The organism is Oceanobacillus piezotolerans, from assembly GCF_003665065.1.
Lineage (GTDB): Bacteria > Bacillota > Bacilli > Bacillales > Amphibacillaceae > Oceanobacillus > Oceanobacillus piezotolerans.
Map to the genome: position 1 here is coordinate 376,459 of NZ_RCHR01000004.1, position 14,354 is coordinate 390,812.

Annotated in this window: 14 protein-coding genes; 2 read left to right on the forward strand and 12 right to left on the reverse strand. The window is 36.6% G+C overall.

What is annotated here, in order from left to right:
* The first annotated feature begins 3 nt into the window (after positions 1–3).
* Positions 4–654 carry a class D sortase gene (locus D8M04_RS13430; protein ID WP_121523810.1) on the forward strand — a complete coding sequence of 217 codons (651 nt, stop codon included), beginning with the start codon at positions 4–6 and terminating at the stop codon, positions 652–654.
* A 77-nt stretch (positions 655–731) separates the two neighbouring features.
* Here the strand turns inward: D8M04_RS13430 and D8M04_RS13435 are convergent, their stop codons facing one another.
* The 5 genes from D8M04_RS13435 to D8M04_RS13455 form a co-directional block, all read right to left on the reverse strand.
* Positions 732–1,634: a glycine betaine ABC transporter substrate-binding protein gene (locus D8M04_RS13435; protein WP_121523812.1), complete on the reverse strand. Its 903-nt coding sequence runs from the start codon at positions 1,632–1,634 to the stop codon at positions 732–734.
* A gap of 17 nt (positions 1,635–1,651) precedes the next feature.
* Positions 1,652–2,386, reverse strand: a complete 735-nt coding sequence (locus tag D8M04_RS13440; protein ID WP_121523814.1) for an ABC transporter permease — start codon at positions 2,384–2,386, stop codon at positions 1,652–1,654.
* 4 nt (positions 2,387–2,390) lie between these two features.
* Positions 2,391–3,374, reverse strand: coding sequence for an ABC transporter ATP-binding protein (locus D8M04_RS13445; RefSeq protein ID WP_121523816.1), 984 nt, complete (start codon positions 3,372–3,374; stop codon positions 2,391–2,393).
* Between the two features lie 20 nt (positions 3,375–3,394).
* Positions 3,395–4,051, reverse strand: coding sequence for an ABC transporter permease (locus D8M04_RS13450; RefSeq protein WP_281277130.1), 657 nt, complete (start codon positions 4,049–4,051; stop codon positions 3,395–3,397).
* 514 nt (positions 4,052–4,565) lie between these two features.
* Positions 4,566–5,135, reverse strand: coding sequence for a general stress protein (locus D8M04_RS13455; RefSeq protein ID WP_121523818.1), 570 nt, complete (start codon positions 5,133–5,135; stop codon positions 4,566–4,568).
* Between the two features lie 215 nt (positions 5,136–5,350).
* Here D8M04_RS13455 and D8M04_RS13460 point away from each other — a divergent pair, with 215 nt between their 5' ends.
* Positions 5,351–5,617: a tyrosine-type recombinase/integrase gene (locus D8M04_RS13460; RefSeq protein WP_121523820.1), complete on the forward strand. Its 267-nt coding sequence runs from the start codon at positions 5,351–5,353 to the stop codon at positions 5,615–5,617.
* A 349-nt stretch (positions 5,618–5,966) separates the two neighbouring features.
* On the opposite strand, the gene D8M04_RS13465 is transcribed toward D8M04_RS13460, so the two are convergent.
* The 7 genes from D8M04_RS13465 to D8M04_RS13495 form a co-directional block, all read right to left on the reverse strand.
* Positions 5,967–7,562 carry an ORC-CDC6 family AAA ATPase gene (locus D8M04_RS13465; protein ID WP_121523822.1) on the reverse strand — a complete coding sequence of 532 codons (1,596 nt, stop codon included), beginning with the start codon at positions 7,560–7,562 and terminating at the stop codon, positions 5,967–5,969.
* A 398-nt stretch (positions 7,563–7,960) separates the two neighbouring features.
* The gene (locus D8M04_RS13470) at positions 7,961–8,971 is read right to left on the reverse strand and encodes a DNA cytosine methyltransferase (RefSeq protein ID WP_121523824.1); all 1,011 of its coding nucleotides are present in this window, start codon (positions 8,969–8,971) and stop codon (positions 7,961–7,963) included.
* A gap of 18 nt (positions 8,972–8,989) precedes the next feature.
* Positions 8,990–10,399 carry a protein NO VEIN domain-containing protein gene (locus D8M04_RS13475; protein ID WP_121523826.1) on the reverse strand — a complete coding sequence of 470 codons (1,410 nt, stop codon included), beginning with the start codon at positions 10,397–10,399 and terminating at the stop codon, positions 8,990–8,992.
* Positions 10,374–11,465, reverse strand: coding sequence for a DNA cytosine methyltransferase (locus tag D8M04_RS13480; RefSeq protein ID WP_121523828.1), 1,092 nt, complete (start codon positions 11,463–11,465; stop codon positions 10,374–10,376). The genes D8M04_RS13475 and D8M04_RS13480 overlap by 26 nt, the downstream gene beginning before the upstream one ends.
* 404 nt (positions 11,466–11,869) lie before the next feature.
* Positions 11,870–13,147, reverse strand: a complete 1,278-nt coding sequence (dnaB, locus tag D8M04_RS13485; protein ID WP_121523830.1) for a replicative DNA helicase — start codon at positions 13,145–13,147, stop codon at positions 11,870–11,872.
* Positions 13,140–13,469: a hypothetical protein gene (locus D8M04_RS13490; protein ID WP_121523832.1), complete on the reverse strand. Its 330-nt coding sequence runs from the start codon at positions 13,467–13,469 to the stop codon at positions 13,140–13,142. The genes dnaB and D8M04_RS13490 overlap by 8 nt, the downstream gene beginning before the upstream one ends.
* Positions 13,447–14,280: a DnaD domain-containing protein gene (locus tag D8M04_RS13495; protein ID WP_121523833.1), complete on the reverse strand. Its 834-nt coding sequence runs from the start codon at positions 14,278–14,280 to the stop codon at positions 13,447–13,449. The genes D8M04_RS13490 and D8M04_RS13495 overlap by 23 nt, the downstream gene beginning before the upstream one ends.
* Positions 14,281–14,354: the final 74 nt, after the last annotated feature.

Sequence of the window (14,354 nt, forward strand, 5' to 3'; positions counted from 1 at the left end):
AGAATGAGAAAGCCAAACAAAAGAAGAAGAAGCAAGCACATTCTTCTTCTTTCACTATCTATTATGTTGATTGTATTTGGACTATGGTTTGGCAGTACGAATGCCTATACTTTTTTAAAAGGTTATTTGCTCTTTAAAACAGGTCAAGTAGATGCTCAAGACTATGAAATCAAGTCAGATTTGAAAGCAGCAACTATCGAGGAGGAACAAATTGAAGAACAAGAACAGGTTCCTCTTTACTCTGAACGTCCTGAACAGGGAGAAAATATTGGTGAGCTCATTATTCCAAAGTTGGAGGCAAAGCTGCCAATCTATCATGGAACAGATGAAGATGAACTGGAAAAAGGAGTAGGACATTTCGCAGGTAGTGTTTTGCCTGGTGAAGAAGATAATTCAGTCCTGTCAGGGCATCGTGATACCATATTTCGTGAGCTGGGTGAGGTTGGTAAAGGTGACCTGCTTATAGTTCAAACTTCTGCTGGAGAATTTACGTATAAAGTGAAAAAAGTACGGATTGTTGAAGCGAATGACAGGACCGTAATCGTACCCAAACCCAGAGCAACACTAACTGTTTCCACTTGTTACCCGTTTGATTTTATCGGAGCAGCACCGGAACGTTATATCCTCGTCGCAGAACTAATTTCATCCAAGTAAAAATAATAAATTAGGGGTAGCCGTCATAATGACGACTACCCTTTCATTTTTCCATCTCATTCTCTTATAATTATAAATTAGTTCTCAATCAATCCATTTTCCGTTAAGTACTCTTTAGCTACTTCGTCGACGCTTCTTTCTTCAATGTCGACTTCATAGTTTAACTTTCTCATCGTTTCGCTGTCTAGTGTTTGGGATAGAGGTGCAAGAATCTCTTCTAGTTCAGGATAATTTTCGTTCGTTTCAGTAGTCATGGCTACCGCTGCGTTATAGGAAGGGAAGAAACTTTTATCATCTTCTAGGTTGATAAAATCAAATGCCTCAATTCGACCATCGGTTGCAAAACCTACAGATACCTCCACTTCGCCGTCGCGTAGTGCATTATAGTTAAGGCCTGTTTCCATGTCAATGACATTCCCTTTTTGGAACTCAAATCCGTACATTTCCTCTACACCAGGAAGACCGTCATCACGGTTAGAAAATTCAGCATCAGAAGCCATAGTAAGTTCGCCTGGATTTTCGTTAATGTAAGCAGCAAGATCACTAATCGATTTGATTCCTAACTCCTCTGCGTCAGCTTGGCGCATCATAAGAGTATATGTGTTATCTACATCATTTAGATTTGTCCAGATAATGTCGTTTTCTGCTTGGTCAATTTCATTTACCTTTTCATATGCCTCTTGTGGATCTGTCATTGGTTCCTCACCTAAATATGTAACAAGACCGGTACCAACGTAGTCCCAAGTAAGGTCGACTTGTTTGTTCTCTAATGCTTGTCGTAAGGCAGTACTACCAAGATCGGTGGTTTCGTCCACTTCAAATCCATTATCTTCTAATATAAATGTCGTCATTTTTGCAAGTAAGTATTGCTCTGTAAAGTTTTTCGATCCAATTGTAATTTCTTTATCACTGCCGCCACCACAGGCTGCTAGTACAAGACCTGCTATCAATAGCGTAATAAGTAATTTTAATTTCTTCATTTTCGTCCTCCAAAATATTATTTTTTAGCTAGTCGCAATCCTTTTGGTACAAGAACTTGCTGCATGATTTTAAAGAAGTAATCAACTAATATAGCAAGCAATGTTACTGGAACTGCGCCAGAAATTAAGAAAGCATTATCAAATAACCGAATTCCAGTGAAAATCCATGCACCAAGTCCGCCACCACCAATAAGGTAGGCAAGTGCTGCCGTTCCAATGTTGATGACAAGGGCAGTACGGATTCCAGCAATAATCGATGATGCCGCGTTTGGTAGTTCAATTTTTATTAATATTTGAAAAGGGGTTAATCCAATTCCGCGAGCAGCATCAATCGTATTTTTATCTACAGACCGTATACCTGCAATGGTGTTTTGTAAAATTGGCAGCAGGGAATAGATGAACAAAGCAACAATCGCTGCTTTCATCCCAATACCCAAAAATCCCATCGCAAGTGCTAAAACTGCTAAACTCGGAATGGTTTGGCCAAGGTTTGCCATATTTACAATCCAAAACTCGGACTTCTGGAAGCTTTTCCTTGTTACCAAAATACCAAGTGGAATGGATATCAAGATAGCTAGTAATCCCGATATAAAAACAATGATTATATGCTGACCAAGTAAATGGGTAAATTCACCAAAGTCCTCGACAATAGGGCGAAACATATCATTCATGATGGTCCATGTAAAAAAGGTGATGACAATCAGCCAAAACAGAATTTTTACAATCCAAGCGATTCTTTTCTTAGTTTTCACGATGTCACCCCGTCCTCTTAGGAGTTTCCTTTATTTGTTTGTAAAGGAATTTTTCTACTAAATCGAGGGTTAGAATCCCTTTAATTTTTCCTTTGGTATCCTCTACGGCTAATTGTTCTGCCTCTTGATTCAAGAGTTTTGAAATGACAATACGCAATGAAGTATCTTCCTGAACCGTTTGTACACTGCCCGCCTTTTGATAGCCAGTCAATGAAACACTGTCAACAAGGTCTTTGACGGAATATAGGCTAGTGCTTTTTAATACTCGATCTTGTCCAACGAATTCGGAAACAAACTCATTGGCAGGGCGATGAAGTATTTCAAAAGGATGATTGTACTGTTGCAGTTGCCCATCACGAAACAACGCAATTTTGTCCCCCATTTTTACCGCTTCATCGATATCATGACTAACAAATAAAATAGTCTTCTTAATTTCCTTTTGAATCTGTAAAAACTCATCTTGAATCTTTGTACGAATAATTGGATCCAGTGCTCCAAAAGGCTCATCCATCAACATGACTGGCGGATCCGCTGCAAGTGCCCGTGCAACTCCGACACGCTGTTGCTGTCCACCTGATAATTCGTGAGGGTAGCGTTTGCGATACTCATCAGGATGCAAACCGATAAGCTCCATTAAATAATTAAATCGGTCCAGTTGCTTTTTCCTGTCCCAGCCTAGTAAATCAGGAACAATCATGACATTTTTCTCAATCGTCATATTGGGAAACAGGCCATTACTTTGAATGACATAGCCAATCTTACGGCGCATCTCAATCTTGTTGGATTCTTTTACACTTTTGTTATTCAGATGAATGTCTCCCTCTGTAATGGACTCCAGCTGATTTACCATACGTAAGAGGGTAGTTTTTCCACAACCAGAAGGACCGAGCAAGACAACAAGTTCCCCCTCATCTACATTGAAATTCACATGATCAACGGCTTTTTTATTTCCGTTATATATCTTTGAAACATTTTTGAATTCTAACACCTTATCACCTAACTTCCTATTTATATTCCTTTAGGAGTAAACCTTTTCTCGAAGTATCTTAATAGCTGGTCAACGACAATGGCCAAAATGGATACGACAACTGCACCTACAAGGACCATCGTTGTGTTTGATCTTGAGATTCCTTGGTTGATTAACGAGCCAAGGCCACCAGCTCCGATATATGCTGCAATTGCACCAACCCCAATGTTCAGAACGGTTGCTGTACGAACTCCAGCCATAATAAGTGGCATTGCATTTGGAATCTCCACCTTTATTAGTCGTTGGAGCGTCGTCATCCCAAGCCCTTTCGCTGCATCTCGAATATTTGGATCTACTTCATTGATACCTGTGTATGTATTCCGGATAATAGGCAATTGAGAGTATAAAACTAGTGCAATAAATGCGGGGAGAAATCCAATACCCTGTCCGATGGTGGATAAGATAGGAATCATAACACCAAATAGAGCGATACTGGGAATAGTCATGATAATAGAAAAAATCTGTAACACAGATTCAGCTAAGTACTCATTTGTCGTTAAATAAACACCAAGTGGCACACCAATAAGGATGGAAACAATAATAGCAAGTCCCACTAATTGAACATGCTCCACCGTATATTCCAGAATTTGACTGTAATTATTACTAAAATATTGAAAGAAATCGATAATAGTTAACACCTCCTGCTAAGAAATTTTCTGCTGCCTCTTCTCTTTTAGTTCATAGTGAAATATTGAACAAAATTATATTTGTTGTCTACTCCCAAAATATTTAATCACCTTATTATTCTAACAGTTTCAGCAAATATTACAAATACCGTTTGTACAGTTAAAACTGTATAAAAACGGTTACTTTAGGAGGAAAAGTGGCATTTAAACATGAAGAGGGTATAATATGACAAGTAAACATGGGATATTGCCTTAAAATGAGGAATTTAGTCCTAATGTAGGATTGTCTCTTCCTTAATAAACGTTCAGATAAGAGAATAACTACTTAATAGATAAGATCCCGGCTGATAAAAAGCCCGGGTTCTTTATTAAGATGTAATTTTAAAACAAATCGAAGCAGGTATCTACAATTTTGTTAAACCATCCATTTTCGCTTAAACATAAAGATGCCAGCAGTCCGCTGACTGCTGGCATCTCCGCTAATCTCTCCAAGAATATTAATTGACTTCTTTGCTTTTACAGATGTCTAGTAAGTTCTGTTTTCAGTAATAAGTATTTCTTCCGGATACATGCTTGTATTTTCTGTCTTGTTAGAAATGAAAATACGGTATACATCACTTTGATTTTCTTCGTTTGCTTCCACCATCACGATGATTCGGTTGTCTTTTAAGAATCCTTCATATTCTTTCGCTTGTTCTTCCGGAATTCCTAATCCAACAAGCGCTCCAACTATTCCTCCACTACCTGCTCCAATTCCGAGACCAGCAAGTGTCGTTGCGATTGGTCCTGCCGCTACCAGAGGTCCAATCCCAGGAATGGCTAACAGTCCAGCTTCCGCAATTAACCCGACAATCCCGCCAAGTACACCACCGGAAACTGCTCCGATACCTGCCCCTTTCCCAGCATTTTTGCCTCGCCCACCTTTTTCTGGTGTTACGTCTGTATCTGTGTGATTCTCGATATCTTTTACTTCGTCCTTATCTTTTGCAAAAACAGAGATATCTTCTCCTTGATATCCAAGACCTTTCAATTGATTTATTGCCATCTCTGCATCTTGAGCGTTTGCGAATACACCGCCAATAATTTTCTTAGGCATGAAATCATCCTTTCTAGTGTTTTTGGCTCTTATTATTCAATTCCCTTTGTGCATAAAATCAAACAGGTGGTCTTATAATTGCTTCTTAGGAACTAGCTTGTTTAAATAAAAATCTGGTCCTTCCTAGCCTTTTAAACACAGCAGGAGAGGAAAGTGAACAGGTCTGTGGGGGATAAAAACATCAATAGACTACCGAATTTGATTTAGTCGTTACTTTGAGAAATCGTAACTATCTTGATCCAAGAAATCTGCTTCGGAAATATAAACGATTGATTGAGGAAGCAAATGTCCCTTATATCCCCTTTCACAATTTGCGGCATACACATGCAACAATCCTTATGCGAATGTATAAAAATCCAAAAATCGTCAGTGAACGGTTGGGCCATACGCGAGTTGGTATCACATTAGATATCTATTCACACACGAATCAAGAAATGCAGCGACGATCGGCGGACAGATTTGATAAGAATTTCTGGAATTAATGGACCCGGGTAAACCGCATGGAATCATTGGATGAGCTAACCTTATGAGCATGGTATGTACAATTTTTGTACAATGCATAAATATACAGGCTGAAAATTACATTTTCAAGAAACAAAGAAAAAGCGCCATCCCCTTGCTATACAGAGGATTGACGCTTCTCTAGATTAGTGATTCCGATTGGACCCGAACCAACTACCTCTACCCTGTCAATTTACATTGTGATATTTCCGTTAGTTACTAGCAGTTACCCAAAGAGCCTTAAAATAATTATTTGTTAACTGATGTTTCTTAATGTATGTGACCATTTTGGTGACCAATATTAATTGATAATTTATATTTGCACGCAACCTATTCTTGCTCACTCGTTGATTCATAAAATTCTTCTAAGTTAAGGATTGCTCTTCTTATTGATCTATAATCATCACTAGGAACTTCAACGTATACTTCACTTTCATCATCAACTACAGCTTCAAATAACCCTTGAGGAGCATTTGCTGTTTGAAGTAAATCAACATAGCACCCATAGTCTATTGAATATACGACAAAGCGTTCTCCTACTCTATCCCTTGCTGAAACATTTTCTTTTAAAACATGTATGAGCCTCGCGTCAAATAAATCATTTATTAATTCATCATAAGTATCTGTTTTTAAAAGAAAGGCTCTCGCTTTACGATGTGCAATAACTTCTTCAATTATCCAGCGTAATAATTTTTTTGATTCGGCATTAATAATATCTCTTTCTTTAGCACGATTGTACCATGATTTTGCAGCTGAACGTATATTTGGTATAGAAATTTTGTTATCTCCCGAGTTTAGTACCGCTATTCCAATGATATTTATTGCATCTCTAGGTACTCCTTCTGCTGCTTTTACAAATTCTTCAAAAGCTTTTTGTTGTGTAAATATTTCATTAATTACTTTCTCACTATTTAATTCAAATGCTTCACCTGTTTTACTTTCGATTAATGCTTTTATATGTGTATAAAGCAGCTGCTCAAAGAAATCCTTGGCCTTTTCTTGATCATTGTTAAATACCATAATTGAATCTAAATTAAGGATAGCAGAGGCATCTCCACCAATTTCTAACCCAATGTAATCTCTATTCGTACTTTTAGATTTAAATTTAGATCTTTGTTCTATAGCTGCAATTTTGACAGTAATATCGGATAACGGAAAAATAGACCGCCTTAATAAATCCGCTAGATATGGTTGTAATTCTAAGGGAATCTCACTCCACTCATCAATTAGTATCCAGAGCCTTTTACCATTAAGTTTTTTTAATATCTTCTTCATAACAGATTGCACACTTCCAAAGTGTACTCTATGCCTAATAACCCCTGATTGCATTTTGCTAACACTCTGGTTGTGTCTCTGGTTAGTTGTTTGTTGCATGGAAAGGTTTAGTTCTATACCCTTTTTATTCACACTGCCATCTATGCTATCGTTAGTTGTATCTTGATATTCTCTATCGTATCCCTGTGTTATTTCAGTACTTCCTTCAACATAAACCTGTGATAAAGCATCTGCTAATTCATCAAGTAAAGGAAGGAGATTTGGATCAAGCTCCTTATTCACATCATCCATAACCTTATTTAATAAGTTCTCATGTATCTGTATAAGGGTGTCAACTAATAAACGGGTAGCTCTTTCAGTCACAGGAATATCAAAGCTTCCATATATTCCACCTGTTGAACCAATATTTGACATATCTATGTCAACAACATAGTCTCCTTGTCCATCGGCAACATTGGATAGATATGCTAAAGCATGTGTTTTACCAGTACCTCTTCGACCATAGAGGATTTGATTATCAATCGTTGTAAGAAGGGTGGCCAATGCTCCTGTATCAACAAATGTATTTACTAAATGATCTTTAGAATATTTCTCAGCTCTCTTAACTAGTTTCAATAACTCCAATTTAATATCGTGATTAATCGGTTGCATATTTTTCCCCCATTATCATTATTAAGACCCAATTATTCTGTTCTTTTATCAATTTGAGCTGGCGCTAACTGTTATCATATGGCTGTGAATAATAAATTCAATACAATTTTGGCATTCTCATAACAAACTCGTTCATATGTTAGATTTTTTCAAAAAGATAGTTTGAAAGGAAGTTTCTCAATTGCTATTGGAATTAATATCTCCGCATTCAAAGGTAAAATGCAATCTATCTCCGTTATATACACAAGTATTATATGAGCAGTTGTTAAACTTCTTTTTAAATTATTTCCTCGCATATTTAAATATACCATAATAGGAAGTTGGCTTTTCTCTATCTTTTATACAAAAGTGGATAGCAGACAGATGATTAATAATTATATGAAAAGAGCAACAGAACCTTATAGGACTGCTGCTTCACGAATAATATTTTCCTTTCCTAGAGCTTCTGCAAGCTTCTTAGCAACATGCCACATTAGCACTGGAGGAATGGCATTCCCTAAAGCCTTGTATTGAGTACCTTCAGCTCTAACTAAATTAAATGTGTCTGGGAACGATTGAATTCTAGCAACTTCTCTAGGAGTAAACCTTCTATAACGGCCGTTAATCTTCAATACAGGATCTGTACTATTTAAGCTAACCTTTGCCAAGTGAGCTCCGACAGTATTACAGGGTTTATTTATATCTTGAGCTCGCCCTTTATTCATTTCTTTTTTAGCCCTCAACATGCCTTGTACCGCTCTTTCGCTAAAATAATATTTTTCATCTATTTCTTCTTCGGGAAAGATAATTTCCTTTAATGGGATATGTTTTTCTCCAAATAAACCATCATCCTCTGAATGTGTGAACAGGGGAAATTCATATTCAGTCTCAATATCTTTTCTAATGCCTACAATTATAACTCGATATCTTCTTTGAGGAACGCCAAAATCTGCAGCATTTAAAACACAGTGCTTAACGATATAGCCACTTTCTTCAAACTCCTTTATTATTAGAGGGAATGCTTCTCCTTTGTTAGCAGATAAGATACCCTTAACATTTTCAGCAATAAATGCTTTTGGTTGCCATTTTTTAAGCATTCTAACCATTTCAAAAAAGAGCTTTCCATCATCATTTTTAATTCCTAATCTTTTTGGATTTTGCGCTACTATAGAAAAGGAATTACAGGGAAAGCCTCCGACGAGAATATCGTGTTGTGGGATATCCTCCTCAGGTACTTCTCTGATATCTCTAACATCAGCTTCTATATCAAAATTGGCATTAAATATTTCAGCAATTTTTGCATCGTATTCATTAGCATAAACGTGTTTAAACGGTAGTTTTTCGTATTTTTTGCCGAGAAATTCAAATCCACCCTTTAAACCAACATCTCCACCACCACAACCAGAGAATAATGAAACTACGTTATACATTCTATTATCATTCCTATCTTACAATATTAACTTTACTTCTTTACCACATTTATTTGGATCAAAATATATATCCATGCCATTACGAGGTGAAGCAGATAAATTACCAGTTTTGTATTCGGCAACCGGATCTTGGATCACAAATAATTTTGCTCCAGTTTTATTAACCATAAGCCTATATACAAAATATCTATCATTACTACTCTCAGCTGCCGTCCATTCATTAGGCGTTAAGTGGAATCTATAAAAATCAACTGGGGTAGAACTAGCAGTTGTTTTAACTTCAATATGTTTGTGCTTTTCATCAATTTCCCGTGAATTAATATCATAACCAATTGCTAGAATTGTAGGAATACGCTGTATTAAGTGTTTTAAATCTGAACGTCCCATGTTACAAATGTTCTTTTTCTCATGGTTAAGAATTAAACTCTCACCAATAGACCCGATAGCACCTGTTGTTGATAAATCGTTCTCTTCGATAAGTTTATCAAGATCGACCAATGCTTTTAATTCATTGTATTCATCGGACGATTCTGTCATCAAGGCTAGAATGTCTGTATCGAAAAAGCTATCTTCTCGTTCTGTATTAAAATATTGAATCCATTCGTTCTCTATTTCTTTTACATCTCTAAGTGTAATATTTTCTATGGAGGAGGGTAAGTAATTGTAATAATCAAAAAGATCATCTGTATGATTAATAAATCTTTGTACAGCTAAATCCTCAACATGATTAATATAATATTTTCCGTTAGGTCTTTTAACAAGCAAATTGGCTTGAGTCATGTAATCAAGTATGTCTCCAGCATAACGAACTACATCTCCAGTCCAATCATAATCGAGTTCTTTTCTTCTATTATTAACTATTAAGTCCCATGTTTTCTCAACTGAACGGCCGTCTCTTGTCACCCTTAGATCATTAAAAATACAATGAGTTGCTTCAGATTTTGATATTCCTGCCCTTACATTGAATTCATTTTCAACAAAATGCATCATTTGTAGCAGATATGAGGCAGGGCGAAAATTTATGCCAGCTTTCAAATATTTAAGGTTTACCTTTGGTTTTACAAAACCTCCAGGATATTGGAAATGATAACAGAAAAGCTTAAAGAATTTGACAAGATCCTGATTAGCTGCTAGTTCAATAGCTCTGTTACTCGGTTGTAAGAATAACCCATCCTGCTCAATAAAACAGAATAAAGCATCTATCTCTGTTCTCCAATTATCAATTGTCTTTTGAGTTTTTGACAGATTACCAGGATATCTTCTGATTGAAGCGTTAAGTTTTCGGACAAATTCATCTGCATTTTTTCTTCCTATGGAAGTTATTTCATTCGCTATATATATTAGTACATTTTCAATATCAGTTTTAAAGCGAGGTCTAGGATGATGTAGTCGAAAAAAATACTCATCTGGTATTTTGTAATCCGCCATTTTTAATTAACACCTCTTTATCTAATAATTGAAGTAACTGCTCTGCTATTGATTTAGCAAGTAGAGGAGGTACAGCATTACCTACCTGTCTAGATTGCTCAGTCTTATTACCGTAAAAAATAAAGTGGTCAGGAAAAGACTGAAATCTAGCATTCTCTCTAACGGTGGGAACTCTATTAGCTTTATAGTGAAAATGGTGACGATGACCAGTATCAATTGTTAGTGCGGGCTTTTTACTATGATATCTTGTCCATGCAACATTAAATTTTCTAGTATTCCTATATTCTTCAGGAAGGTTTTTATAGTTACCCCCCTCAGGAACTAGGCTAATTATCTTCTTTGTTTGTTCATTATGGTTAGTTCCAATGTGATTATAAACAACGTCTGACTCTTTTCGGCAATATTCTTGGAAATCATTTTGAGGTGGGCATATATAACCCTGTATATCCTCACCCAGTTCGCTTTCTAGGAGTGGTAAATCACTGATAGCTTGCTCTGCAGTAATCCAATCGTTTTCAAAAAGAATTTCTTGTTCTGGAAAAGAGAATCTTTCTCCATCTTTTAGTCCAACAAAGAACACTCTCTTTCTAGTTTGTGGTACCCCATAGTCAGCAGCGTTTAATATTTGGTAGTTCACGGTATAACCTAGCTTTTCGAATTCTTCTATTATACTATCTTTGATTGCTCCTTTAAATAGGCTAATCATACCTGGAACATTTTCAATTACAAAAGCCTTGGGCTGAATATCTCTAACTTTATCAATAAATGAAAGATAAAGCTTGTTTCTGGGATCTTGTAGTTTTCTAGGACCTGCTAAAGACATGCCTTGGCAGGGTGGACCACCAACAATTATATCAATTTCTTGCCCTTCCACCGCTTCTAAAATTTCCTCGGTAGTTATTTTCGTAATATCTCCACAAATACCCTTGCTTCCTTTATGGTTTTCTTCAAATGTTTTAATTGCAGCTTTGTCGTTATCTATTCCTAATAAAGTGTTATATCCAGCTAAGTTGAATCCATATGACAAACCACCACTACCACAAAACAAATCTATGATGTTGTACATTATATTTCTCCTTTTGTCTTTCTAAGTAATATCTATTGTACCAAAAATACGGTTCTTTGTTCGATTAATTAGCTTGTTGGATAAATTTACTGATATTTGTAGTAGTAAAATCAAAAAATATATTAAAAACGTGATATCAAGCTTAAAAAGTTGTGAAACTCCAAATCCGAAATCATGTATTTATGGGAAAAAGCTTTGTTCGTTTAAAGCCTACCCACGTTTTGCCGAATTAAGTTTAATATTTCCAATGAAATGTTTAAATGGAGGGATTTAATAAGGGACTCACTATGAAATTCTATATGGAGCTGTATTTATATTTTTAATTGATTAGAAAGAAATTCATAAGAAAAATCTCATTTAAGACTGAACAAAATATATCAAAGAACTTATCTTTTTCTAAAACTCTAGCCTTCCCCCAACTCCCCAAACCTCCCAAACTCCTTCCTAAACTTTAGCTCCACCGTCCCAGTAGGCCCATTCCGATGCTTTGCTATATTAACCTCAACAATATTCGCCTTTCCTGACTGTCTATCATAATAATCATCTCTGTAAAGGAAGGTTATGAGATCGGCATCTTGCTCGATATTGCCTGATTCTCTAAGGTCTGACATGAGTGGGCGCTTATTATTTCTCGATTCCACGCCCCTAGATAATTGTGAAAGTAAAATGATGGGGATTTGCAACTCAACAGCAAGCAGTTTTAGTTCTCTTGTAATCTCACCAATCTCTAAGTCACGCCGTTCCTTTCGATTAGTTGTTGGGGTGATTAGCTGTAAGTAATCAATAATAACAAGTTGATTTTCCTTGGGGTTATCATGATACCTTTTCCGAATAGTTGAGCGAATAGCTGCTATTGTGCGTTTGGTATCGATGATTTCCAGCTTCCACGTAGAAAGAAGACCAATGGCACTTATTGCATGCTCATAATCCTCCGCTGAAAACACAGAATGGATTTTACGCCATTTCGATCCATCTAGCATTGCCTCCGCAGAAATCATTCTTCTTAACAGTTGCTTGACCCCCATTTCCAAGCTAAAAATAATAGACCTTCCCCTATTTTTACAATGACCCGCCGCGAGATTCAGTGCAAATGCAGTTTTCCCCACAGAAGGCCTGGCAGCAATAATAATAAGGTCACCCTTTTGTAATCCTCCCGTCATTAAATCAAAGGAAGATAATGTTGTCTTATATCCCAATTCTTCAGGACTTGGATTGCTCAATTCTTTACTGATTTCTAGTAAATGGTCTCTTGTTGACTTTTCTTCATAAAACGCCCCAATGTCCCGATAGGATTCTAACTCTTTAAGAAGTATATCTAATGCTTCATCACTCGGTTCATCTGTATATTTTTTCACTGCAGATAGCGATAGCCTTCTTCGATAGGCGTCAAAGAGTAGTTGTTCATGCTGTTTCAAGCTAGCTGTACTTGCTACAGATTCTGCCATTTCGAGAAGATAGGTTGTACCGCCCACCTGTTTGATTTCATCACCGAGCATTGTCGTTACCATTACCAAGTCAATAAACTTTCTTTTAACAATAGCCTGTTTCATAGCCTGATAGATTCGCTTATGCTTTGTAAAATAAAACTGTTCCTCTTGTACTTCCAAAGTTTGAAAAAGTGTCCCATCAATTAGAATTGTTCCAAGCACTGCAGCTTCTGCTTCATAATTTACGTTATTCATTAGGAGAGATCTCCTTCAGTAATTTGTCAAATTGCTCTCGAAAATTCTGTTTTACTTCTTCAGGTACTTTTTTTGCTTCTTCCTCCCACTTCTTCCACTTCTCTAGATGCATATTCGGTTCTGGTGGGTACACTGCAATATCACTCAGTTTCGGTGCATATGGAGATTTAGCAATATAGATAATCAAGTTGTTTTTTACCCCTTCGTAATCCATTAGCAATAAATGCGAGATCAATACCTTTGCTTTACGTTTAGTTAATTCAAACGTTGGATAAAACTCAGAAATTGTTTCTAAAATCTCAACTGCTTCTTTTTGCATCATTTACCTTCGCCTCCTCTCTTAACTCTGTGAAAAGTGCTTCCTGCTTGCCACTCTTACGCTGCTCAAAAGGTCTCATATTTTTCTTATTTAATTTTTTCTCTTGCTCATAAGCAAGGACCTGATCGATACTTTCTAATTTTGCATTTGACCAGTCTTTCAAGATCTCTTCTATATAGCTAAAAGACCTCCCGCCACGTTTCACTGCCAGTTCAATAGCATGAATAACAATTTGATCCCCAATCTCATCGCACCATGAAATCATTGCTTCTCTTGAATAAGGTCGAAGGATTCCATAGTTTTGTTCATAGACGATAAAAGGATTTTTATTCTCTGGCCCATTGCTGTCGCTGCTATTTTTGTTTTTGTCTTGTTTTGGTTTATGTTTAAGTATAGTCCGGGATTGATCCGAATTTGCTCCGTATGTTTGATGCAATTTAAGTATAGAATTGTCCGATATTAGTCCAGCATTTTCACTAGAAATTTGTTGAGGTTGATCAGCGGACAGGTCACTTGCCCGTTTGTACAAAGGCTCTTCAATAGGAATCATTTCATATACAGGAGCTTTCCCTTTTCTACCAGATTCGTATTTGATAAGACCAAGTTCTACAAGCTGTAATCTTGCTTCAGACAAGCGTTGCTTTGATAATCGACAATGCTGTGTAATTGTTATACTAGGTACATTAAATCGCTCTTTCCAGCCCGTTGCATTGTTAATTAACATGAGCGTATGCCATAGTGCAATCGAATTTGTTGAAATCTCTTGATAGGTGACCCATTCTTTAAAAGCTTTGAGTTCTTTTAAATAATTCATATCTTACATCCTTTCCGAGTTCCGAATATTAATTTTTAGATGTTTTAAAAGGGAGTAGGTAATCCATTTCACTC

What these genes read in the sequence shown, in the direction of transcription:
- D8M04_RS13430 (WP_121523810.1), top strand. Translation starts at nt 4, where the DNA reads ATGAGAAAGCCAAACAAAAGAAGAAGAAGCAAGCACATTCTTCTTCTT.
- D8M04_RS13435 (WP_121523812.1), bottom strand. Translation starts at nt 1,634, where the DNA reads ATGAAGAAATTAAAATTACTTATTACGCTATTGATAGCAGGTCTTGTA.
- D8M04_RS13455 (WP_121523818.1), bottom strand. Translation starts at nt 5,135, where the DNA reads ATGCCTAAGAAAATTATTGGCGGTGTATTCGCAAACGCTCAAGATGCA.
- D8M04_RS13465 (WP_121523822.1), bottom strand. Translation starts at nt 7,562, where the DNA reads ATGCAACCGATTAATCACGATATTAAATTGGAGTTATTGAAACTAGTT.
- D8M04_RS13470 (WP_121523824.1), bottom strand. Translation starts at nt 8,971, where the DNA reads ATGTATAACGTAGTTTCATTATTCTCTGGTTGTGGTGGTGGAGATGTT.
- D8M04_RS13475 (WP_121523826.1), bottom strand. Translation starts at nt 10,399, where the DNA reads ATGGCGGATTACAAAATACCAGATGAGTATTTTTTTCGACTACATCAT.
- D8M04_RS13480 (WP_121523828.1), bottom strand. Translation starts at nt 11,465, where the DNA reads ATGTACAACATCATAGATTTGTTTTGTGGTAGTGGTGGTTTGTCATAT.
- dnaB (WP_121523830.1), bottom strand. Translation starts at nt 13,147, where the DNA reads ATGAATAACGTAAATTATGAAGCAGAAGCTGCAGTGCTTGGAACAATT.
- D8M04_RS13490 (WP_121523832.1), bottom strand. Translation starts at nt 13,469, where the DNA reads ATGATGCAAAAAGAAGCAGTTGAGATTTTAGAAACAATTTCTGAGTTT.
- D8M04_RS13495 (WP_121523833.1), bottom strand. Translation starts at nt 14,280, where the DNA reads ATGAATTATTTAAAAGAACTCAAAGCTTTTAAAGAATGGGTCACCTAT.